Raw genomic sequence first — 20,038 nt, forward strand, 5'->3', positions numbered from 1 at the left:
ACGGAAGGGCGGGCGGCTTGTCCCTTCGTCCCGCGAGGCTCATGTTCCGCCTATGGGCAAGTCCGACGACTACGACGACGCGCTGGAACGGCTTCAGGTTCTGATGGTCGAAACCCAGGCCTGGACCATCGACAAGGGCCGCCGCACGGTCATCGTCTTCGAGGGCCGCGACTCCGCCGGCAAGGACGGCGCGATCAAGCGGCTGACCGAATACATGTCGCCCCGGCAGACGCGGGTGGTGGCCCTGCCCAAGCCCTCCGACCACGACCTCAGCCAGTGGTATTTCCAGCGCTATACGCCGCTTCTGCCGGCGGCGGGCGAGACGGTGCTGTTCAACCGCTCCTGGTACAACCGGGCGGGCGTCGAGCCGGTGATGGGCTTCTGCACGCCCGAGCAGCACGAGCAATTCCTGAAGGACGCGCCGCGGTTCGAGCACATGCTGGCCGACGACGGCATCGTGCTGATCAAGCTGTGGCTCGACATCTCGAAGAAGGAGCAGGCCGAGCGCCTGGCCGCCCGCGTCGAGGACCCGCTGAAGCGCTTCAAGGTCTCCTCGCTGGACGCCGAGGCCCAGGCCCGCTGGGACGCCTATACCGAAGCCCGCGACCGCATGCTGGCCGAGACGGACCACCGCTATGCGCCATGGACCGTGGTCGCCACCGACCGCAAGAAGCAGGCGCGGCTGAACATCATCCGCCACATCCTGCGCACCATCGGCGGTCCCGGCGCCAAGGCCGAGGCCCCCGACCCCGACGTCGTCTTCCCCGCCGCGGGCAATGGAGGGAAGCTGTTCCGCTAGAAGCCCAGTTCCGCCCTCAGCGTCGCGGCGCTGAGCCCGTCCGCCCGCAGCTGGGCCAGAGTCACCGACCCGTCCCGTTTGGCGAACCGCCGACCGTCCTCGCCGGTGATCAGGCGGTGGTGGCGATACACCGGCGTCGGCCAGCCCATCAGGGTCTGGATCAGCACCTGGATGTGCGTCGCCTCGAACAGGTCCTGGCCGCGGATCACATGGGTCACGGCCTGCAGCGCGTCGTCGTGGGTCACCGCCACATGGTAGGCCGTGCCGGCGTCCTTGCGGGCCACGACCACGTCTCCGGCGGTCTCGGGCCGGGCCGGGATCAGGCCGCGCTCACCATCGCCTTCCTCGACAAAGGCCATCGCCGACCATGCCCGGTCGCCCAGCGCCTCGCGGGCCCGGTCCAGCGACAGCCGCCAGGCGAAGGCGCGGCCCTCCGCCAGCATGGCGGCTTCCTCGTCGGCGAGATGGGGACCCGGCCGAACCGCCTCGGCCGGCCCGTGCGGCGCGTCGCCGATGGCGTCGAGGATCTCCTTGCGGGTCCGGAAGCAGCGATAGAGCAGGCCGCGCCGGTCCAGCACGTCCACCACGGTCGCATAGTCGGGCAGGTGCTCCGACTGCCGCCGCACCGGCCCGTACCAGTCCAGTCCCAGGCAGGTCAGGTCCTCGATGATCCCGGCGTCGAACTCCGGCTTGCAGCGGGTCGGATCGATGTCCTCGATCCGCAGCAGAAAGCGGCCGCCCGCCGCCTGCGCCGCGGTCCACGCGGTCAGGGCCGAGAAGGCATGCCCCTTGTGCAGGCGTCCGGTGGGCGAGGGGGCGAAGCGGGTGATGAAGTTCATCGCGGATCCCGCCCGGCGGTTTCCGGACATCGTAGACCCGACGCGGGGGTGCCCAGGTCCGGAAGATCGTCCAGATTGCCCATGCCGAACGATTAGATCGGCCGCATTCGCCTGTCGACGAGGTTCCATGCCCGCCACCCCCACGCTCTCGGACATCGCCGCCGCCCGCGACGCGCTGACCGCCCTCGATCCGGCCCTGGCGCGCGCGCACGCCCAGACCCCGCCGTTCGAATGGCGGCTGCGCAGGGGTGGCTTCGAGGGCCTGTTCCGCATGATCGTGGAGCAGCAGGTCTCGGTGGCGTCGGCCGCGGCGATCTGGAAGCGCGTGGTCGATGGCCTGGACGGGGTGGTCACGCCCGAGGCGGTGCTGGCGAAGGATTTCGAGACCCTGCGCAGCTTCGGCCTGTCCGGCCAGAAGGCCCGCTACGGCCATGAGATCGCCCGCGCCCACGTCGAGGGCCTGATCGATTTCGACCATCTGGAGCGCCTGTCGGACGAGGAGGCGGTGGCGAAGCTGACGGCCATCAAGGGCGTCGGCAAATGGACGGCCGAGACCTTCCTGATGTTCTGCGAAGGACGGCTGGACGTCTTTCCGGCCGGCGATATCGCCCTGCAGGAGGCGATGCGCTGGGCCGACGGCGCGGCGCTGCGGCCGCGCGAGAAGGAGGCTTATCTGCGGTCCGAAGCGTGGCGTCCGCATCGAAGCGTTGCGGCGCATCTGCTTTGGGGCTGGTATGGCGGGGTGAAGCGTGGCGAGATCGCGCTCGAGGAGACCCCGCCCGCTTGACCCCCATCGTCGATCCCGCCCTCGCCAACCCCGAGACCGTCCTCGGCGTTCTGGATTTCGCCGGCGTCGCCGTCTTCGCGGCCACCGGGGCGCTGGCGGCCGCGCGCCAGAAGCACGACCTGGTCACCTTCGCCTTCTTCGGCGCCATCACCGGCGTCGGCGGCGGCACCCTGCGCGACCTGCTGATCGGCTCGCCGGTCTTCTGGGTGCATGACTGGCGCTACATCGCCGTCTGTCTGGCGGCCTCGGTCGCGGTCTGGCTGGTCGGCGCCCGCCCCTGGCGCTTCCGCGCCCTGCTGTGGCTCGACGCCATCGGCCTGGCCGCCTACGGCGTGCTCGGCGCCGCCAAGGCCGAGGCGGCGGGCATCGCGCCCCTGATCTGCATCGTCATGGGCGCCCTGACGGCCTGCTTCGGCGGCGTCGTGCGCGACCTGCTGGCGGGCGAGCCCTCGATCCTGCTGCGACGCGAGATCACCGTCTCCGCCGCCCTGCTGGCGGCGACCGCCTTCGTCGTCGCCCGCGTGCTCGGCCTCGACGCCTGGCCGGCCGCCTTCCTCGGCGCCGGCCTCGGTTTCGCTCTCCGCGCCGGGGCGCTCGCCTGGGGCTGGAGCCTGCCCGCCTTCCCGGGAACCGTGGTCCGCTGATGTCGCGAAACCATCGCCTTGCGGTCATCGCCAAGCGTTCGAATCAGGACTAGGATTCATCCACAGACTAGGGAAGGAGACGTGTCTTCAGTCCTGTCGCGTCGATAACCCTGCTCCCGGCGGAGAGGGCCTGATGCAGGTCCTGACCCGCCCCCCGTCCGGCTGGCCCGCGCTGGTGCTGAACGCCGACTTTCGCCCGCTATCCTACTATCCGCTGTCGATCTGGCCGTGGGAGGAAGTGGTCAAGGCCGTCTATCAGGACCGGGTCGACGTCGTGTCCGTCTACGACAAGGTCGTGCGCAGTCCTTCGATGGAGCTGCAGCTGCCCAGCGTGATCGCGCTGAAGAGCTACATCGACCAGGATCGCCAGCCCGCCTTCACCCGCTTCAACGTCTTCCTGCGCGACGGCTTCGCCTGCCAGTACTGCGGCGACAGCGCCGAGCTGACGTTCGACCACGTCATCCCGCGGTCGCGGGGCGGTCGCACGACGTGGGAGAACATCGTCGCCGCCTGCAGCCCCTGCAACCTGCGGAAGGGCGGCCGGACCCCCGGTCAGGCGGGCATGCCGATGCGCCGCGAACCTCACCGCCCCAACGCCTGGCAGCTCCAGGAGCTGGGTCGGCGCTTCCCGCCGCACTACCTTCACCAGAGCTGGCTCGACTACCTCTACTGGGACATCGAGCTGGAGCCCTGACCGAAAATTTCCCCCTCCGGTGGAACCTTGCAGCGCTTCCGCGGTTGGTCCTGTCGCGCACCCCGCAAGGAGGGACACATGAAGAAGGTTATCGCAGCCGTCACCGCCGGCCTGTTGCTGGTGGCTGGTCAAGCCGTGGCCGCCAATCAGGCGACCAGCGTCGCCCGTGTCGGTGATCGCGTCGGCCCACGTGCCGAGGCTTCCAGTGAGTTTGGTGGGATTCCGATCGTAGGCATTCTCGCAATCGCCGGCATTATCGCGGCCACGATCGTGGTTGTCGGTGGCGACGATTCCGATAGCGACTAAGGTCGCAGACCGATTGACGCGCGCGCGGGTGTCGGCCAGTCAGCGCCGATGAAAATCCGTGTGCGCGCCAATCTGACCTGGCGCTTCGAACCGCCCACTGACGCGATCTACAAGATCCAGGTCGCCCACTGGCCGGGTCAGCACGTCCTTGAGGAACGGCTGGTCACGGTTCCCCACGTCGACTTCATCGAAAACGAAGACGATGAGTTCGGCGCCAGGACCCTGCGCGCCCACCTGTCCGGCGAGGTCGCCCTGACCTATGAGGCGGTCGTCGATAACGGCTCGCTGAAAGGCCTGCCCGCCGTCACGGTCCAGCACGACTGGAACGACCTTCCGGCCGAGGTCCTGACCTATCTGAACCCCAGCCGCTATTGCCCGTCCGACCAGTTCGGCCGGTTCGTCGACCGCACGTTCGGCGGCACCACCGGCGGCGACCGGGTGCTGAAGATCCTAGAATGGATCCGCGAGAACATCGAATACGAGCCCGGCGTCTCGGACACCGAGACCACGGCCTCGCGCACCTTCATCGATCGCGCCGGCGTATGCCGCGATTTCACCCATCTGGGCATCACCCTTTGCCGCGCCTCGGGTATTCCCGCGCGGGCGGTCAGCGCCTACGCCCATCAGCTGACCCCGCCCGACTTTCACGCCATCTTCGAAATCTGGCTGTCGAACGGCTGGTGGCTGGTCGATCCGACGGGCCTGGCGCCGGTCGAGGGGCTGGTGCGCATCGCCTGCGGCCGTGACGCCGCCGACATCGCCTTCCTGACCACCCAGGGCGACGTCCGCCTGGTGCGCCAGTCGGTGACCGCCGAGGCGGTCTAGGCGCCGGGCTGGGCCTTCCATTCCTCGATGAACACGTCGCGGCGCAGGATCTTGTTCCCGGGGTCGATCAGCACATGGGCGCCGGCCGGCGCCGTGACCCGGCCGCGGCCGCCGGTCATCGGCACGACCGTGCGCCGTCCGTCGATCTCGACCTCGACCGGCATGGGGAAGGCCGCGCCGTCGCCCGTGATCCACTCCAGCGTCAGCGTGTTCCCGTCGCGCGTCTGGCGCAGGTCGGGCAGGACGGCCTGGTACAGATAGCCCTGGAAGAACCAGGTCAGATCGCGGCCTGACTCCTCGTTGACGATGGCCAGGAACTCGTCGGTTGTGGCCGAGCGGGTGGTGAAATTGCCCGGCTGCGGATCGGGCCGCCCGTACACCAGCCGCGTCACCGAGCGGAAGAAGGCCTCGTCCCCGATCAGCATGCGCAGCGAGTGCGCGATCAGCGAGCCCTTGTTGTACAGGTCCAGCCCGGGGCCGGCGTCGTCCTTGTAGACCTCGTCCTCGGTCCGCTCCTCGCCGGACACGACCGGGAACCGGTTCTTCAGCTGGTTGCGCTGCTCCAGCAGTTCGGCCTGCATGTAGCGGTCGCCATGCAGCCAGCGCAGGTACAGCGGCTGCATATAGCTGCCCAGCCCCTCGTGCAGCCACATGTCGTCGGCGTTGCGGTTGGTCATCTGGTTGCCGAACCACTCGTGCGCCAGTTCGTGGTGCAGCAGCCAGTCGTAGCCCTTGCCGTCCAGCTTGTAGGCGTTGCCGTAGGCGTTGATCGTCTGGTGCTCCATGCCCAGGTGGGGCGTCTCGACCACGCCCATCTTCTCGTCGCCGAACGGGAAGGGGCCGACCGTGGCTTCATAGAAGTCCATCATCGGCGTGAACTGGTCGAACAGGGCCTGCGCCTTCACCGGATCGTCCGAGCGCAGATGCCAGAACGACATCGGCACCGTGTTGCCGAACCGGCTGCGGTAGTCGGCCTTCAGCTCGACGTACGGCCCGATGTTCAGCGCGATGGCATAGGTGTTCGGATTGGCCGCCGACCAGTTCCAGGTGGTCCAGCCGTCGCCGTGGTCGACCGTCCCCAGGAAACGGCCGTTCGACGGGGCCGACAGGTTCGACGGCACGGTGATGTGCAGGTCCACCCGCTTCGGCTCGGCCGCCGGATGGTCGATGCAGGGCCAGAAGATGTCGCAGCCCTCGGGCTGGATGGCGGTGGCGATCCATGGCTCGCCCGAGGGGGCGGTCGCCCAGACGAAGCCGCCGTCCCACGGCGCCTGGGGCGCGACGCGCGGCTGGCCGGCATAGGCGATGCGCACCGAGACCTTGCCGTCGGCCTCGACCGGCTGCGGCAGGCGGATGGTCATGCGGCCTTCGGGATTGCTCCAGCCGTCCGGGCCGATCTCCTGGCCGTCGACCTGGACCGAGGACACGGCCAGCAGGGTGTCCAGCTCGACCACCACGGCCTCCAGCCGGCTGGTCGCGGTGAAGTCCAGCACGGCCACGGCGTCGATCGCCTTCTGGTCGGGCAGGACCTTGATCGACAGGTCGGCCTTGTCGAACTGCATGGCCAGCTGTTCGGGCGCGCGCGGCTGGTCTGTGCCGAGGGTGAAGGCGGTCGATTCGCGCACCGGCGTCTGGATCACCGCCGCGGGCTCCGGCCGGCCGGTCGGCACGACGGCCATATAGTCGGGCTCGGCCGAGGCGCAGCCGGCAAGGGTCAGGACGGATGCGCCGATCAGGGCTGCGCTGCGAATGGTGGCGGACACGGACGGCTCCCGACGGACAGGGGCGCAGACTGGCCGTCCGCCGCCGCCCGCGCAACTGTCACGCCTCGAGGCCGCGCGCCTTCCGCTGCGCCCTGGTCGCCCGCCGCGCCCAGGCCTTGTCGATCTGCTCCTTCAGCCGCGCGTCGTCCGCCGCCTCGAAATGCACCAGCACGGCGGGCCAGCCCTCGAAATGCGGGGTCTGGAAATAGGTCTGCGGCTCGGTCGCCATCAGGAAGTCCACCGTCGCCCGGTCCAGCGCCAGGGCGAGGGCGGTCGGGTCGGCGTTGTCGTTGACGATCCAGTGCCCGCGCACCCGCACGCAGCGCCCGCCGTGCAGGGTGGAGTCCTCGGCGCCCGGCTGGGTCAGGGCGTAGGCGAACATCTCGTCGCGGGTCATGGGGCCGAGTGTGACGGCGCGGGCGGCAAAGTCCAAATCCCGCGAAGCGGGCCTCAAAGGTTCATCACCACGGACAGGACGAGGCACAACGTGCACAACGGGGCCTGAGCCATGCACGGAACCCGACGTGCTCGTTGTGCCTCGTCGTGTTCGTTGTGAAGCAACTGACCAGCCGTCGCAGCTATCCGTCGCTTGCCGCTTCGCGGCGGATGCCGCCCAAAGCAAAAGGGCCGGTGTTTCCACCGGCCCTTCAAGTCTTGCTGCAGTCGCTGCCTCAGGCGGCGGCGGCTTGCTCGGCCAGCTTGGCCTTCACCTGGCGCTTGATGCGCTGGGCGGCGATCGACAGCTGCTCGTCGCGAGCCTTGACGATGAAGGCGTCCAGGCCGCCCTTGTAGTCGAGGGTGCGCAGCGCGGCGTTCGAGATACGCAGCGAGAAGGTCTGACCCAGGGAGTCCGAGGTCACCTTGACGGCCTTCAGCGACGGCAGGAACCGGCGCTTGGTCTTGATGTTCGAGTGGCTCACGCTGTGGCCGACCATCGGGCCGATACCGGTGAGTTCGCAACGACGCGACATCTGACTATCCTTCAGGCGGCGTCCGGAAGCGGGGGGACGCGTGAAACAGGTGCGCGCGGGAGGACGTCCCGCGCGAGAGGTGGGGCGTATAGATGAAGAGTCCTCGCCCCGTCAAGGCGTCCGACCGTTCAGGCCCCGTTCAAATCCGGCCATATATCGCTACAAGTCACGAAGCGAGTTTCCGTTGAAGGGGCACGAATGAAGTCCGTCCTGATCCGTACTGCCGCCGTCGCCGCGCCTGTGGTCGCCGCCGCGCTGTTCCTGGGCGCGCCCGCCACGCCGCAGGCGGCCATGAAGGCGCAGGCCAGCGCCGACACCGTCCTGCCCGGCTACTGGGAATATACGACCAGCGCCGTGGGCGTCAGCGACACCGAAACCAAATGCGTGCGCCCGTCCGAGATCAACCGATTCTTCGGCGGCCTGTCGACGCGACGCTGGCGCTGCGAATATCCGGTGCGCCAGGTCGGCAACGGCAATGCGCGCTTCGAGGGCACCTGCACCGACCGCAAGGGCCGCCAGGTCCGGGTGCGTCTGAACGGCACCTACCAGCAGGAAAGCTTCCGCTTCACCGGCGGGGCCCAGCTGGCCCGCGGCACGCCCTATCTGCCCGCCAGCATCACCGCACGCCGCATCGCCGCCCAGTGCCCGGCCGACGCCGAGTATTTCTGATCCGGCCTAGTGCGCGGCCTTGCCGGGCTTGAGCCGGGCGATCTGATGCATGACCAGGGCGATCACGGCGCCGACGATCAGGCCGAGGATGGCCGAGATCACCGCCGTGGTCAGCCAGCCGGCCACGCCGCCGACGGGGCCCAACGCGCCTGCGACGGCGTGGGCCAGATGCTCGACCGGCTCGGCCGGCCAGGCGAGGCCCAGCGTATGGGAGCCGTGCAGCAGGATGCCGCCGCCGACCCACAGCATGGCGGCGGTGCCGATGACGGACAGGGACGACATGACCACCGTCATGCCCTTGACCAGCCCGCGGCCGATCGATTGCGACAGGCGCGACGGCTTCTCGACCATGTGCAGGCCGATGTCGTCCATCTTCACGATCAGCGCCACCGCGCCATAGACCACCACCGTCATGCCGAGGCCGACGACGATCAGCACGCCGGCCTGGGTCGCCAGGTGTTGGTGGGCCACGTCGGCCAGGGCGATGGCCATGATCTCGGCAGACAGGATCAGGTCGGTCCGCACGGCGCCTGCGACGGTAGACTTCTCCAGGTGCGCCGGGTCGTCTGTAACGGGCGTGTCGTCGTGCCCATGCCCTCCGCCGAAGACCTCCATCACCTTCTCGGCCCCCTCGAAACAGAGGTAGGCGCCGCCCAGCATCAGGATCGGGGTGATCGCCCAGGGCGCGAAGGACGTGAGCAGCAGGGCGACCGGCAGGATCAGCAGCAGCTTGTTGCGCAGGGATCCCTTCGCGATCTTCCAGATGATCGGCAGCTCGCGGCTGGGCGACAGGCCGGTGACGTATTTCGGCGTCACCGCCGCGTCGTCGATGACCACGCCCGTGGCTTTGGTGGCCGCCTTGCCCGCGGCCGCGCCGACATCGTCGACCGACGCCGCCGCCATCTTCGCGATCCCCGCCACGTCGTCGAGCAGGGCCATAAGTCCGGAGGGCATCGCGCAATCACAATCAGAGGGGAGAAGGCTGCAGAGGTAGGCCGCCCGCGCCCGCGTGTCGATCCGGGCCCCGCATCCCGGTCCGTGATTTCTCAGCAAAGCCTCACGCTTTGCTCATGCCGCTCACCGGGCGCCCGGGCAGGGTGCCGTCCTCACTTATGCAGAGGCAGGGCAGGCGATGACCAATGTAGAGAGACACGACGGGCGTCAGGGCGCCAACATCCGGCGGATCCTCCGCTGGGGCGTGATCGCGGGCCTGCTTGTCCTGCCGGCCGTCGCCATGCAGTTCACCGGCGAGGTCAACTGGACCACGCTCGACTTCCTGTTCGCCGGCGGCGTCCTGATCGGCGCCGGTCTTCTGTACGAGGTCGCGGCCTCGAGGATCTCCGCGCCGGTCTACCGGACGGTGGTCGGCCTCGCGGTCATCGCCCTCGTCCTGGCCGTCTGGGCCTGGGCGGTCGCCTGAAAGACAAAAGGCCCGGGATCGCTCCCGGGCCTTTCTTTATTCAGCGATGTCGCCGGATCAGGCGGCTTCGGCTTCTTCCGTCTCGGCGACGGCCGGAGCGGCGGCCTTCTTGGCGCTCAGCGACTTGCCGAGCAGCTCGACGGCCGCGTCCTTGTCGATCTTGTTGGCGGCGGCGACTTCGCGGGCCATGCGGTCCAGGGCCGACTCGTACAGTTGACGCTCCGAGTACGACTGTTCCGGCTGGCTTTCGGCGCGGTGCAGGTCGCGAACGACTTCGGCGATCGAGATCAGGTCGCCCGAGTTGATCTTGGCTTCATATTCCTGGGCGCGACGCGACCACATGGTGCGCTTGATGCGAGCGCGGCCCTTCAGGGTCGTCAGCGCCTTGGTCACCACGTCGTCGGCGGCCAGCGAACGCAGGCCGGCGGTCTTCGCCTTCTTGGTGGGGACGCGCAGGGTCATCTTCTCGTGGTCGAAGGTCACGACGTAGACTTCCAGCGACATACCCGCCACTTCCTGCGTCTCGACCGCCGCCACCTTGCCGACGCCATGCGCCGGGTAGACCACAGCGTCGCCTACCTTGAATTCCAGACCGGACTTGCTCGTCATGTCACTTCCTTTCCCGGCTCAGGCGGGGAGGGCGAGGCGAAGGCGCATAGACAATAGAACGAACGCCGCCGGGGTTCCCGTCGGTGAGTTCAATTCAATCGTCACATGCGGAAACGGATCACCAAACCTCTGGCCGATCCCGACTACATGGCCGGGATTCTGTCGCAAACGCGGGCGGCGCGAAGAAATCGCAGACCGCCCGAACCAATGACAGGAACCTATCACAAATCCGCAGAATTTCAAAACGTCCACAGCGTCAGTGTGGGGAAGGCTGGAAATCCTCTCCGGATTCCGACAGCGGGCCGTGAATCGTTCGCGACAGCGCCGCCGTACGCGTCGGAGTTTCAGGAACCCTTGCCGGGTTTCTCGGAGAAGTATTTCTCGAACTTGCCGGTCTCGCGCTCGAACTGCTCCTTGTCGGCCGGGGGCGTGCCCTTGACCGTGATGTTCGGCCAGACCTTGGCGTATTCGGCGTTGACCTGTAGCCACTTGCCGTCGGGCTCGTCCTCGGTGTCCGGCTTGATGGCGTCGACCGGGCACTCGGGCTCGCAGACGCCGCAGTCGATGCATTCGTCCGGGGCGATGACCAGGAAGTTCTCGCCTTCATAGAAGCAGTCGACCGGGCACACCTCGACGCAGTCCATAAACTTGCAGCGGACGCAGGCGTCGGTGACGATGTAGGTCATGGGCGGGGCGGGCGTTCGGTGAGGGCGCGGGACGCGCAGATGACCCTGCGGGCGCAAACTGTCAACCTGACGGCGGTTCGGGGGTTGCGGCGGGGCGATTTGCGGCTATTTGGTATCTGTCACTATTACAGATAGCCGGAGCCCCCATGCGCCTTTCCCGTTTCGCCGCCGTCGGCGTCGCCTCCCTCGTCCTCGTCGCCGCGGGTGGCGTGGTCGCCCAGTCCGCCCTGACCCAGGTCCCGGCCGAAGTCACCGCCGGCGCCTACAAGCTGGATTCCGACCACGGCAAGGTCACCTGGTCCGTCAGCCACCTGGGCTTCTCGACCTACACCGGCCAGTTCGTGAACGTGCAGGCCGAGCTGAAGCTGGATCCGGCCAACCCGTCGGCGTCGTCGCTGACCGCCATCATCCCGCTGACGGACGTGAACTCGGGCAGCGACGGCCTGAACGGCCACCTGCAGACGCCGGACTTCTTCGACACCGCCAACCATCCGACCGCGACCTTCGTCTCGCGTTCGGTGACTGTGGACGCCGATGATCCGACCGAGGCCACCGTCGTCGGCGACCTGACCCTGCGCGGCGTCACCCGTCCGGTGACCATGGAGGTCGACTTCAACCAGGCCGGTCCGTCGATGGGCGGGACCTATCGCGCCGGCTTCGACGGCGAGGCGACCATCAAACGCTCTGACTTCGGCATCACCTACGGCATCCCGATGGGCCTGGGCGACGAGGTCGAACTGCACATCGAAGGCGAGTTCATCCTTCAGCCGTAAGGGCGACGTACAGGGCGCGGGCCTCTTCGGCGGGCCCGCGCCTTTCGCCCAGCGCCAACACCTCCAGCTCGACCAGACGTCCGCCGAGCGCGAACATCAGCCGGTCGCCAACGTGAACGCTGCGGCTGGGCTTGTCGAGCCGGGTCTGGCTGCCGTGATGGGTCAGCCGCACCGCGCCGTTTTCGACCATCGCCGCCGCCAGCGACCGCGTCTTCGCGAACCGCGCGCGCCACAGCCACACGTCTATGCGGCAGCCGGGATCGCTCATCCGGCGGTCCGGCGGCGGGGCCGCTTGCGGCGCGCGGGCGCCGCCTTGGCCTGGGTCAGGACCGACAGCGCCGCGAACGGCGAGTCCTTCACGACCTTCGGCGCGCGATCATCGCGGTCGGGCTGTTGCGCCCGAGTCGTCTTCAGTCCGGCCAGCAGCGCCTTCGCCTCCTCGACGGTCAGACCCAGTTCGCCCAGGTCGGCGTCCGACAGCCGCCCTTCGCCCTTCGCCCGTCGCTCGGTCAGGCTCTCCAGCAGCTCCACCGGCGCCGCGAACCGGCCCACCGTCCGCAGGCCGAAGGCCGACATCAGCTTCACCGACGGGGGCGGGGAGGGCAGCAGGGTCAGCCCTGACGCCTTCGGCCGGAATGGCTCGTCGGCCACGAAGGCCTGGGCCACCGCCTTGCCGCGCTCCTTCAGCAGCGCCGGCAGCCACACCGAATGCGCGCCCAGCCGCACGCCGAACGCCTTCAGCGTCCGCCGCTCCGCCTGGCTCAGCGCCGCCAGGTCGCGTTCCACGTCGCGCCGGTCCAGCACGCCCCCGGCCTCGACCAGCCGGTAGGCCACGCCGCGCGGCAGGCCCTTGATCGTCCCGCCCTCGATCGCGCCCTTCAGCCGACGCAGGGGCCGCAGCGCACGTCCGGCCTCGCCGGCCAGCCAGGCCTCCAGCCGCTTCTGCGCCCGCTCGCGCGCCGCCGGCGGGCCCAGGTCTCCAGGCAGCCGGACCTTCGGCGAGAAGGGCTCGCCGCCGATCACCCGACCGGCGATCACCCCGCGCCACAGCACGGACCCGTCCGGCGTCACCGCGAACGCCTCGTCCGCCTCGGCCGCCAGATGGCCCAGCCGCCGCGCGATCTCGGGCGTCACCGCCTGCCGCGCCGCGTGCCGCAGCGCCTTGTCCTCCAGCGCGGTCGAGCCCTTGTCGATCTGGAAGTCGACGCCCGACAGCCGCCCGACCGCATGGCCCTCGACGATCACCTCGCCGTCGTCCTCGACCTGGGCCACGGCGTCGCCGCGCACGTTCAGCGCCTGCATCAGGGCGGTGGTGCGCCGGTCCACGAACCGCGCCGTCAGCCGCTCGTGCAGCACGTCGGACAGCCGCTCCTCCAGCGCCCTGGTCCGGTCGCGCCAGCCCTGGGCCTGGTCCAGCCAGTCGGGTCGGTTGGCGATATAGCTCAGTGTCCGCACCCCGCTCAGGCGCGCCGACAGTTGGTCGATCTGGCCGTCGTCGCGATCCAGGGCGGCGAAGCGCGGCGCGATCCAGTCGTCGGTCAGCCGTCCCCGCTTGCCCGTCAGCGCCTGGAAGATGTCCTTGGCCAGCCGCCCGTGCTCATCCAGCGTCGTCTTCTGGAAGTCGGGCAGCTGGCAGGCCTCCCACAGCCGCATGATCGCTCCGCGCGAACGGCCCACCCGCGCCACGTCCTCGTCCTTTGACAACCGCCGCAGCAGGGTCTCGTCCAGCGCCGGTTCGGTCAGCCGCAGCCCGAAGGTGTTCGGCGACACCGTCAGCGAGCGCAGCAGGTCGGGCAGGGTGTCGAAGTCCAGCCGGGCGTTGCGCCACTCCGCCGCCTCCAGTGGATCGAAGCGGTGCTCGACCACCTGTTCGACCACGTCGGGATCCAGCTCCAGCGACTCGCCCGTCACCCCGAAGGTCCCGTCGCGCAGATGCCGCCCGGCCCGCCCGGCGATCTGGCCGATCTCATGCGCGTGCAGCCAGCGCGTCCGCCGTCCGTCGAACTTCCGCAGACCGGCGAAGGCCACATGGTCGACGTCCATGTTCAGACCCATGCCGATGGCGTCGGTCGCCACCAGGAAGTCCACCTCGCCCGACTGGAACAGTTCCACCTGGGCGTTGCGGGTGCGCGGGCTCAGCGAGCCCATCACCACCGCCGCCCCGCCGCGCTGGCGCCGGATCAGTTCGGCGATGGCGTAGACCTGCTCTGTGCTGAAGGCGACGATCGCGCTGCGCCGGGGCAGGCGGGTCAGCTTCTTCGATCCGCCGTAGCTCAGGGTCGACAGCCGCTCGCGCGACACGATCTCGACGTCCGGCACCAGCTTGCGGATCAGCGCCGCCGCCGTCCCCGCGCCCAGGAACATCGTCTCGAACCGCCCGCGCGCATGCAGCAGCCGCTGGGTGAAAACGTGCCCGCGCTCCGGGTCGGCGATCAGCTGGATCTCGTCCACGGCCAGGAACTCGACCGTCCGCTCCAGCGGCATCGCCTCGACCGTGCAGACGAAATAGTGCGGCCGTGGCGGGACGATCTTTTCCTCGCCGGTGATCAGCGCCACCGCCGCCGCCCCGCGCCGTTTGACGATCCGGTCGTAAATCTCGCGCGCCAGCAGCCGCAGCGGCAGGCCGATCATGCCCGAGGCGTGACCCAGCATCCGCTCGACCGCCAGGTGGGTCTTGCCGGTGTTGGTGGGCCCCAGGATCGCCGTTACGCGCGACGGGGGCAGGCCTGTGCCGCGATCACTCATCTGTCTGGAAAGGTGGCGTTTCCCGACGCGTTCCTCAAGCCGGAGTCTCGCGGCCGTGACCGCGGTAAACGGCGAAGCCTGTCGGGGCGGAACAGGCACGAAACGAATCAGGACCGAATCAATGACACGGCCCGATTCGGGATTTGTTCCCTACAAGATATTGTATCTTAAGATGGATTAACCACAACAACATTGCGAAGCCTGTCGAGGCCGGGCAACGGTTTTTCGGATCAGGCGGCAAATCGCGGCGTCGGGCCGCTTCCCCAGCGCCCGCGCCTCGGCTAGGTCAGCCCTGCGTTGGCCCCGTAGCTCAGCTGCATAGAGCAAGGCTTTCCTAAAGCCGAGGTCGCAGGTTGGAGTCCTGCCGGGGTCGCCATCGCCCTTTCGTCGCCCGATCACGCAGGGACGGCGCGGGATCACCTTTCGGCGATACGCCTGTTACCTCCTTGCCTGACGTTGAATTTTCAACGTCCCTGAACCTCCGTTGTCATCGCGGAGGCGGGTCATGCTGGGCCGACGAGAGGTTCTCCTGGGATCCGGCGCGCTCGTCCTCGCGGGATGCTCCCCCCAGCAGGAGCCGGAGCCCGGCGCCCGGCTGCTCAACGTCTCCTACGATCCGACCCGCGAGCTCTACCAGGCCTACAACCCCCGCTTCGACGCCGAATGGCGCCGGCAGGGGCATCCGGGCGTCACGGTCGAGCAGTCCCACGGCGGCTCCGGACGACAGGCGCGATCGGTCATCGACGGACTGGCGGCCGACGTCGTCACCCTCGCCCTCGCCGGAGATATCGACCAGATCGCCAAGCGCGGGCTGATCGCCACGGGCTGGGAAAAGCGGCTGCCTTTCAACTCCGCGCCCTACACCTCGACCATCGTCTTCCTTGTCCGCCAGGGTAATCCGAAAGGCATTCGCGACTGGCCCGACCTGATCAAGGAAGGCGTCCAGGTCATCACCCCCAATCCCAAGACCTCCGGCGGCGCGCGCTGGAACTACCTCGCGGCCTGGGGCGACGCCCTGCGCCGGCCGGGCGGGTCTGCGGCGACCGCGCGCGCCTTCGTCACCGAGCTGTTCCGCCACGTCCCTGTGCTGGACACCGGCGCGCGGGGCTCCACCACCACCTTCGTGCAGCGGGGCATCGGCGACGTGCTTCTGGCCTGGGAGAACGAAGCCTTCCTCGCCGTCGAGGAACTGGGCCCCGGCAAGGTCGAGATCGTCGTGCCCCCATACTCGATCCTCGCCGAGCCCTCGGTTGCGGTCGTCGACCGCGTGGTGGACCAGAAGGGCAGCCGGGCGGTGGCGCAGGCCTATCTGGAGTTCCTCTACGCCGAGCCCTCCCAGGTGCTGGTGGGCGAGCACTACTACCGCCCCCGCAACCCGGTCGCGGCGGCGCGGTTCGCCACCCGCTTCCCGACGCTGGAGCTCAGCACCATCGCCGACTTCGGCGGCTGGCAGCAGGTGCAGCAGATCCATTTCGACGACGGCGGCGTGTTCGACGCCATTTATCAGCCGAGCCGTAGGTGACGTCGGCGACGGCGTCCTGGCGCTTTCGCGAGCCGGGCGTCCTGCCGGGCTTCCCGCTCGCCTTCGGGTTCACCGTCTTCTACCTGTCCGTCATCGTGCTGATCCCGCTCGCCGCCCTGGTGGTCCGGCCCTGGGAAGGCGGGTGGGAGCCGGTCTGGCGCGTCCTCTCCGACCCCCGCACCCTCGCCGCCCTGCGTCTCAGTTTCGGCGCCGCGGCCGTCGCCGCCGTGGTCAACGCCGTCATGGGCCTGATCGTGGCCTGGGCCCTGGTGCGCTACGATTTTCCGGGCAAGCGTCTGCTGGATGCGATGGTCGATCTGCCGTTCGCCCTGCCGACGGCCGTGGCCGGCATCGCCCTGACCGCCATCTATGCGCCGAACGGGCCGCTGGGCGCGTGGTTCGCGGATATGGGCCTGCAGATCGCCTACACGCCCCGCGGCGTCCTGATCGCCCTGATCTTCGTCGGCCTGCCGTTCGTGGTCCGGACGGTGCAGCCCGTGCTCGAGGACGTCGACCGCGAGGTCGAGGAGGCCGCCGAAACGCTCGGCGCCGGCGCTTTTCAGCGCGCGCGGCTGGTCATCCTTCCCGCCGTCGCGCCGGCGCTGCTGGCCGGATGCGGCCTGGCCTTCGCCCGCGCGGTCGGGGAGTACGGATCGGTCATCTTCATCGCCGGCAACATGCCCCTGCGCTCCGAGATCGCCCCGCTCCTGATCATCATCCAGCTGGAGCAGTTCAACTACGCGGGCGCGGCGGCGATCGGCCTCGCCATGCTGGTGCTGTCCTTCATCATCCTGCTGATCCTCAACATCATCCAGGGCCGCCTGGTGCGGCGGTCTGCGCCATGAGCCGGGCCGCCCGTCTCTCGCCCGGACGCGGCTGGGCCCCGCTGATCATCGGGCTGGCGACGGCGTGGATGGCGCTGATCGTCCTGCTGCCCCTCGGCACGGTGTTCGTGGAGGCCTTCCGCCGGGGCGGCATGGCGTTTCTGGAGGCCTTCCGTCAGCCGGACACCTGGGCCGCGGTCCGTCTCACCCTCGTCGTGGCCGCCATCGCCGTGCCCCTGAACACCGTCTTCGGCGTGGCCGCCGCCTGGTGCATCGCCCGCTTCGAGTTCAAGGGGAAGAACCTGCTGGTCACCCTGATCGACCTGCCGTTCTCGGTCTCGCCGGTGATCTCGGGCCTGGTCTGGGTCCTGTTGTTCGGGGCCGCCGGCTGGTTCGCCCCCCTGATGCAGGACCTGGGCGTGCAGGTCATCTTCACGACCACCGGCCTGGTGCTGGCGACCGTGCTCGTCACCCTGCCGTTCGTGGCGCGCGAGCTGATCCCCCTGATGCAGGAGCAGGGCGCGGACGAGGAGGCGGCGGCCATCACCCTCGGCGCCGGCGGATGGACCACCTTCTTCACCGTCACCCTGCCCAATATCCGCTGGGCCCTGCTGTACGGCGTCCTGCTGTGCAACGCCCGGGCGATGGGTGAATTCGGGGCCGTCTCGGTGGTCTCGGGCCACATCCGCGGGCGGACCAACACCCTGCCGCTGCATGTCGAGATTCTCTACAACGAGTACAATTTCGTCGGCGCGTTCGCGGTGGCTTCCGGCCTCGCGGGCCTCGCCCTGTTCACCCTGCTGATCAAGAGCGGGCTCGAGTGGCGCTACGCCGGCGAGCTGGCCGCCACGCGTCGTCGGTGACCGGAATGCCGCTGGAAGTCACCGCCATCTCCAAATCCTTCGGTCGCTTTGCGGCGCTGGACGACGTCAGCCTCAAGGCCGCCGACGGCGAGTTCCTGGCCCTGCTGGGTCCGTCCGGTTCCGGCAAGACGACCCTGCTGCGCATCCTCGCCGGACTTGAAACGCCGGACGCGGGATCGGTGCGCTTCGACAACGAGGACTTCCTCAAACAGACGCCACGCGAGCGCCGCATCGGCCTGGTGTTCCAGCACTACGCCCTGTTCCGCCACATGACGGTGGCCCGCAACATCGCCTTCGGCCTCAAGGTCCGCCCCCGCCGCGACCGGCCCACCCCCGCCGTCATCGCCCAACGCGTCGAGGAGCTGCTGGCCCTCGTCCAGCTGAAGGGCCTCGGCGGCCGCTATCCGGCGCAGCTCTCCGGCGGCCAGAGGCAGCGGGTGGCGCTGGCCCGGGCCCTCGCCATCGAGCCGCGCATGCTGCTGCTGGATGAGCCGTTCGGCGCCCTGGACGCCAAGGTGCGCCGCGACCTCCGCCGCTGGCTGCGCCACATCCACAACGAGACCGGCATCACCACCGTCTTCGTCACCCACGACCAGGAAGAGGCCCTCGACCTCGCCGACCGCGTCGCGATCCTCAAGGACGGCGTGGTGCAGCAGCTCGATACGCCCCAGGCCCTGTACGAGCGCCCGGCCAATCCCTTCGTCCACGACTTCCTCGGCGCCGCCCTGCACCGACCGGGCGTGGTCAGCCAGGGCCGACTGCAGGTCGACGGCTGGGAGACTGCGGCTCCGCCCGGCGCGCCCGAAGGCGAGGTCCTGTTCTGCACCCGGCCGGACGACCTGACGCCCGCGGACCAGGGGCTGGAGGCGAGGGTCCTCACCGTCTCCCCGCGCGGCGCCCGGGTGCGCATCGAATGCCGGATCGGCAAGCAGACGGTCGATACGGATCGCGGGCTGGACGATCCGCTGGCGCGGGCCCGGCCGGGCGAGACGATCCGCCTGGCGCCGCAAACCTTCCACCTGTTCCCGCGCTGAGGTTCAGTGTGGCGTCGGCGCCATCCTGCCGCTTCCGACGCCTGTCGGCGCCGGCCAATCCGGGTTTCACCGGATAGCCCGTCCCGGACTCCCCGGCCATCGTCCCGCCCTTGGGCGAATGGAGCGCGGTCATGGGTCAGCGGATCATCAACTCGTTCAATCCTCTGCGCATGCGGGGCTCATTGATCGCCCTCGGCTGCGGGCTCGGCCTGGCGCTCGCAGCCCAGGCGGGCGATGCACGCGCCTCGGAGGGCGGGGCCAGCCTCTATCTGCTCGGATCGGGCGGGCCCGGAACAGCGATCATGCCGCCGGTGCAGGGCGTGTTCTTCGCCAACACCCTCTACCACTACGAGGGCTCGGCCGAGGCCGAGCGGAACTTCCTCGTGGGCGGCAACCTCGTCGCCGGCCTGGACGCCGACATCACCGCCAATTTCGCCAGCGTCCTGTGGGTGCCCAGCACCGACTTCCTCGGCGGCGCGCTGGGCTTCGGCGCGATCATTCCGGCGGGCGAGCCGGACGTCACCGTGTCCGCGGTTATCACCGGTCCGCTGGGCAATTCCGTCGGCGTGTCCCGCAACGACTCCGCCTTCGTCGTCGGCGATCCCGTGCTGATGGCCATGTGGGGTACGAGCGAGGGGAACACCCACTTTCAGGTCAGCGGCCTGCTGAACATCCCGGCGGGCGACTATCGCGAGGGCGAGTTGGCCAACCTGGCCTTCCACCGCTGGGCCGCCGACCTCTCGTTCGCCACCACCTGGCGCGACAAGGGCTGGGACGTCACGGGCAAGGTCGGCGTCACCTTCAACGGCGAGAACGACGTCACCGACTACGACACCGGCACGGAGTTCCACGCCGAGGCCTCGGTCGAGAAGATCTTCTCACCCGCCTGGTCCGCCGGGGTCCAGGCCTACCGCTTCCAGCAGCTGACCGGCGACTCCGGCTCCGGCGCGCGCCTCGGGCCGTTCAAGGGCGAGGTGACCGGCCTGGGCGTCACCGTCGCCCACAATTTCGAGATGGCCGGACGTCCCGCCACCCTGCGCCTGCACGCCGCGACCGAGTTCGACGCCGTCAACCGGCTGGAGGGCGACGCCATCTGGCTCGACTTCAGCATCCCCCTCCACATGGTCCTGCCGCCCGGCGCCGGCGGTCACTGACCAATCTGTCGCGCGCATCGACGGATGACGGGGCAGCCGCCAGGCTGTCCCGCCGTCTGCCATCAGACATAGCCCGATTGGCCTGGTTGTGCCCACGGCCAAGCCGTCATC

General features: G+C 69.1%; 23 protein-coding genes and 1 tRNA gene. 15 read left to right on the plus strand and 9 right to left on the minus strand.

What is annotated here, in order from left to right:
• Positions 1 to 52 precede the first annotated feature (52 nt).
• Positions 53 to 799, plus strand: coding sequence for a polyphosphate kinase 2 (gene ppk2, locus GGR12_RS05200; RefSeq protein ID WP_183203296.1), 747 nt, complete (start codon positions 53 to 55; stop codon positions 797 to 799).
• Here the strand turns inward: ppk2 and gluQRS are convergent.
• Entirely contained in the window at positions 796 to 1,638 is an 843-nt protein-coding gene (gene gluQRS, locus GGR12_RS05205) for a tRNA glutamyl-Q(34) synthetase GluQRS (RefSeq protein WP_183203297.1), read from the minus strand. The two genes, ppk2 and gluQRS, sit on opposite strands and share 4 nt — an antisense overlap.
• A gap of 127 nt (positions 1,639 to 1,765) precedes the next feature.
• Between gluQRS and GGR12_RS05210 the strand changes: the two genes are divergently transcribed.
• The 5 genes from GGR12_RS05210 (at position 1,766) to GGR12_RS05230 (ending at position 4,894) form a co-directional block, all read left to right on the plus strand.
• Positions 1,766 to 2,425: a DNA-3-methyladenine glycosylase family protein gene (locus GGR12_RS05210; protein WP_183203298.1), complete on the plus strand. Its 660-nt coding sequence runs from the start codon at positions 1,766 to 1,768 to the stop codon at positions 2,423 to 2,425.
• Entirely contained in the window at positions 2,422 to 3,069 is a 648-nt protein-coding gene (locus tag GGR12_RS05215) for a trimeric intracellular cation channel family protein (RefSeq protein WP_183203299.1), read from the plus strand. Before GGR12_RS05210 ends, GGR12_RS05215 begins: the two co-directional genes overlap by 4 nt.
• Positions 3,070 to 3,202: 133 nt before the next feature.
• Complete coding sequence (locus tag GGR12_RS05220; RefSeq protein WP_183203300.1) at positions 3,203 to 3,763, plus strand: HNH endonuclease; 561 nt, start codon at positions 3,203 to 3,205, stop codon at positions 3,761 to 3,763.
• Positions 3,764 to 3,841: 78 nt separating this feature from the next.
• Positions 3,842 to 4,069 carry a hypothetical protein gene (locus GGR12_RS05225; RefSeq protein WP_183203301.1) on the plus strand — a complete coding sequence of 76 codons (228 nt, stop codon included), beginning with the start codon at positions 3,842 to 3,844 and terminating at the stop codon, positions 4,067 to 4,069.
• Positions 4,070 to 4,129: 60 nt separating this feature from the next.
• Positions 4,130 to 4,894, plus strand: coding sequence for a transglutaminase-like domain-containing protein (locus GGR12_RS05230; RefSeq protein ID WP_343053095.1), 765 nt, complete (start codon positions 4,130 to 4,132; stop codon positions 4,892 to 4,894).
• Here GGR12_RS05230 and GGR12_RS05235 read toward each other — a convergent pair.
• From GGR12_RS05235 to rpmB, 3 genes are all read right to left on the minus strand, one after another.
• Positions 4,891 to 6,657: a M1 family aminopeptidase gene (locus GGR12_RS05235; RefSeq protein WP_343053096.1), complete on the minus strand. Its 1,767-nt coding sequence runs from the start codon at positions 6,655 to 6,657 to the stop codon at positions 4,891 to 4,893. The genes GGR12_RS05230 and GGR12_RS05235 overlap by 4 nt on opposite strands.
• Positions 6,658 to 6,715: 58 nt before the next feature.
• Positions 6,716 to 7,054: an MmcQ/YjbR family DNA-binding protein gene (locus GGR12_RS05240; protein ID WP_183203303.1), complete on the minus strand. Its 339-nt coding sequence runs from the start codon at positions 7,052 to 7,054 to the stop codon at positions 6,716 to 6,718.
• A gap of 274 nt (positions 7,055 to 7,328) precedes the next feature.
• Positions 7,329 to 7,628, minus strand: coding sequence for a 50S ribosomal protein L28 (gene rpmB, locus GGR12_RS05245; protein WP_183203304.1), 300 nt, complete (start codon positions 7,626 to 7,628; stop codon positions 7,329 to 7,331).
• A 198-nt stretch (positions 7,629 to 7,826) separates the two neighbouring features.
• On the opposite strand from rpmB, the gene GGR12_RS05250 reads away from it, so the two are divergent.
• A complete protein-coding gene (locus GGR12_RS05250) occupies positions 7,827 to 8,297 on the plus strand; it encodes a DUF3617 domain-containing protein (protein WP_183203305.1) in 471 nt (156 codons plus the stop codon).
• A 6-nt stretch (positions 8,298 to 8,303) separates the two neighbouring features.
• Here GGR12_RS05250 and GGR12_RS05255 read toward each other — a convergent pair whose 3' ends face one another.
• Positions 8,304 to 9,251 carry a DUF808 domain-containing protein gene (locus tag GGR12_RS05255; RefSeq protein WP_183203306.1) on the minus strand — a complete coding sequence of 316 codons (948 nt, stop codon included), beginning with the start codon at positions 9,249 to 9,251 and terminating at the stop codon, positions 8,304 to 8,306.
• Between the two features lie 178 nt (positions 9,252 to 9,429).
• Between GGR12_RS05255 and GGR12_RS05260 the strand changes: the two genes are divergently transcribed.
• Positions 9,430 to 9,717, plus strand: a complete 288-nt coding sequence (locus tag GGR12_RS05260; RefSeq protein ID WP_183203307.1) for a hypothetical protein — start codon at positions 9,430 to 9,432, stop codon at positions 9,715 to 9,717.
• Positions 9,718 to 9,774: 57 nt separating this feature from the next.
• Here the strand turns inward: GGR12_RS05260 and GGR12_RS05265 are convergent, their stop codons facing one another.
• On the minus strand, positions 9,775 to 10,326 hold the full coding sequence (locus GGR12_RS05265) for a CarD family transcriptional regulator (RefSeq protein WP_183203308.1): 552 nt from the start codon (positions 10,324 to 10,326) through the stop codon (positions 9,775 to 9,777).
• Between the two features lie 344 nt (positions 10,327 to 10,670).
• Positions 10,671 to 11,012, minus strand: a complete 342-nt coding sequence (fdxA, locus tag GGR12_RS05270; protein ID WP_183203309.1) for a ferredoxin FdxA — start codon at positions 11,010 to 11,012, stop codon at positions 10,671 to 10,673.
• 146 nt (positions 11,013 to 11,158) lie between these two features.
• On the opposite strand from fdxA, the gene GGR12_RS05275 reads away from it, so the two are divergent.
• The gene (locus GGR12_RS05275; RefSeq protein ID WP_183203310.1) at positions 11,159 to 11,785 is read left to right on the plus strand and encodes a YceI family protein; all 627 of its coding nucleotides are present in this window, start codon (positions 11,159 to 11,161) and stop codon (positions 11,783 to 11,785) included.
• On the opposite strand, the gene GGR12_RS05280 is transcribed toward GGR12_RS05275, so the two are convergent.
• On the minus strand, positions 11,769 to 12,053 hold the full coding sequence (locus tag GGR12_RS05280) for an RNA-binding S4 domain-containing protein (protein WP_183203311.1): 285 nt from the start codon (positions 12,051 to 12,053) through the stop codon (positions 11,769 to 11,771). The genes GGR12_RS05275 and GGR12_RS05280 overlap by 17 nt on opposite strands.
• Positions 12,050 to 14,530, minus strand: a complete 2,481-nt coding sequence (locus tag GGR12_RS05285; protein ID WP_183203312.1) for a helicase-related protein — start codon at positions 14,528 to 14,530, stop codon at positions 12,050 to 12,052. The genes GGR12_RS05280 and GGR12_RS05285 overlap by 4 nt, the downstream gene beginning before the upstream one ends.
• A gap of 299 nt (positions 14,531 to 14,829) precedes the next feature.
• On the opposite strand from GGR12_RS05285, the gene GGR12_RS05290 reads away from it, so the two are divergent.
• The 6 genes from GGR12_RS05290 (at position 14,830) to GGR12_RS05315 (ending at position 19,927) form a co-directional block, all read left to right on the plus strand.
• Positions 14,830 to 14,906, plus strand: a tRNA-Arg gene (locus GGR12_RS05290).
• A 129-nt stretch (positions 14,907 to 15,035) separates the two neighbouring features.
• Positions 15,036 to 16,052, plus strand: coding sequence for a sulfate ABC transporter substrate-binding protein (locus GGR12_RS05295; protein ID WP_183203313.1), 1,017 nt, complete (start codon positions 15,036 to 15,038; stop codon positions 16,050 to 16,052).
• A complete protein-coding gene (gene cysT, locus GGR12_RS05300; protein ID WP_183203314.1) occupies positions 16,049 to 16,897 on the plus strand; it encodes a sulfate ABC transporter permease subunit CysT in 849 nt (282 codons plus the stop codon). Before GGR12_RS05295 ends, cysT begins: the two co-directional genes overlap by 4 nt.
• Positions 16,894 to 17,739: a sulfate ABC transporter permease subunit CysW gene (gene cysW / locus GGR12_RS05305; protein WP_183203315.1), complete on the plus strand. Its 846-nt coding sequence runs from the start codon at positions 16,894 to 16,896 to the stop codon at positions 17,737 to 17,739. The genes cysT and cysW overlap by 4 nt, the downstream gene beginning before the upstream one ends.
• Positions 17,740 to 17,744: 5 nt before the next feature.
• A complete protein-coding gene (locus GGR12_RS05310; protein ID WP_183203316.1) occupies positions 17,745 to 18,773 on the plus strand; it encodes a sulfate/molybdate ABC transporter ATP-binding protein in 1,029 nt (342 codons plus the stop codon).
• A gap of 131 nt (positions 18,774 to 18,904) precedes the next feature.
• Positions 18,905 to 19,927 (plus strand): SphA family protein, encoded by a 1,023-nt coding sequence (locus GGR12_RS05315; RefSeq protein WP_221212203.1) that lies wholly within the window; start codon positions 18,905 to 18,907, stop codon positions 19,925 to 19,927.
• Positions 19,928 to 20,038 lie beyond the last annotated feature (111 nt).

It is taken from the genome of Brevundimonas lenta (assembly GCF_014196335.1).
Lineage (GTDB): Bacteria > Pseudomonadota > Alphaproteobacteria > Caulobacterales > Caulobacteraceae > Brevundimonas > Brevundimonas lenta.

What these genes read in the sequence shown, in the direction of transcription:
- ppk2 (WP_183203296.1), top strand. Translation starts at nt 53, where the DNA reads ATGGGCAAGTCCGACGACTACGACGACGCGCTGGAACGGCTTCAGGTT.
- gluQRS (WP_183203297.1), bottom strand. Translation starts at nt 1,638, where the DNA reads ATGAACTTCATCACCCGCTTCGCCCCCTCGCCCACCGGACGCCTGCAC.
- GGR12_RS05210 (WP_183203298.1), top strand. Translation starts at nt 1,766, where the DNA reads ATGCCCGCCACCCCCACGCTCTCGGACATCGCCGCCGCCCGCGACGCG.
- GGR12_RS05220 (WP_183203300.1), top strand. Translation starts at nt 3,203, where the DNA reads ATGCAGGTCCTGACCCGCCCCCCGTCCGGCTGGCCCGCGCTGGTGCTG.
- GGR12_RS05225 (WP_183203301.1), top strand. Translation starts at nt 3,842, where the DNA reads ATGAAGAAGGTTATCGCAGCCGTCACCGCCGGCCTGTTGCTGGTGGCT.
- GGR12_RS05240 (WP_183203303.1), bottom strand. Translation starts at nt 7,054, where the DNA reads ATGACCCGCGACGAGATGTTCGCCTACGCCCTGACCCAGCCGGGCGCC.
- rpmB (WP_183203304.1), bottom strand. Translation starts at nt 7,628, where the DNA reads ATGTCGCGTCGTTGCGAACTCACCGGTATCGGCCCGATGGTCGGCCAC.
- GGR12_RS05250 (WP_183203305.1), top strand. Translation starts at nt 7,827, where the DNA reads ATGAAGTCCGTCCTGATCCGTACTGCCGCCGTCGCCGCGCCTGTGGTC.
- GGR12_RS05255 (WP_183203306.1), bottom strand. Translation starts at nt 9,251, where the DNA reads ATGCCCTCCGGACTTATGGCCCTGCTCGACGACGTGGCGGGGATCGCG.
- GGR12_RS05260 (WP_183203307.1), top strand. Translation starts at nt 9,430, where the DNA reads ATGACCAATGTAGAGAGACACGACGGGCGTCAGGGCGCCAACATCCGG.
- GGR12_RS05265 (WP_183203308.1), bottom strand. Translation starts at nt 10,326, where the DNA reads ATGACGAGCAAGTCCGGTCTGGAATTCAAGGTAGGCGACGCTGTGGTC.
- fdxA (WP_183203309.1), bottom strand. Translation starts at nt 11,012, where the DNA reads ATGACCTACATCGTCACCGACGCCTGCGTCCGCTGCAAGTTTATGGAC.
- GGR12_RS05275 (WP_183203310.1), top strand. Translation starts at nt 11,159, where the DNA reads ATGCGCCTTTCCCGTTTCGCCGCCGTCGGCGTCGCCTCCCTCGTCCTC.
- GGR12_RS05280 (WP_183203311.1), bottom strand. Translation starts at nt 12,053, where the DNA reads ATGAGCGATCCCGGCTGCCGCATAGACGTGTGGCTGTGGCGCGCGCGG.
- GGR12_RS05285 (WP_183203312.1), bottom strand. Translation starts at nt 14,530, where the DNA reads ATGAGTGATCGCGGCACAGGCCTGCCCCCGTCGCGCGTAACGGCGATC.
- GGR12_RS05295 (WP_183203313.1), top strand. Translation starts at nt 15,036, where the DNA reads ATGCTGGGCCGACGAGAGGTTCTCCTGGGATCCGGCGCGCTCGTCCTC.
- cysW (WP_183203315.1), top strand. Translation starts at nt 16,894, where the DNA reads ATGAGCCGGGCCGCCCGTCTCTCGCCCGGACGCGGCTGGGCCCCGCTG.
- GGR12_RS05310 (WP_183203316.1), top strand. Translation starts at nt 17,745, where the DNA reads ATGCCGCTGGAAGTCACCGCCATCTCCAAATCCTTCGGTCGCTTTGCG.
- GGR12_RS05315 (WP_221212203.1), top strand. Translation starts at nt 18,905, where the DNA reads ATGGGTCAGCGGATCATCAACTCGTTCAATCCTCTGCGCATGCGGGGC.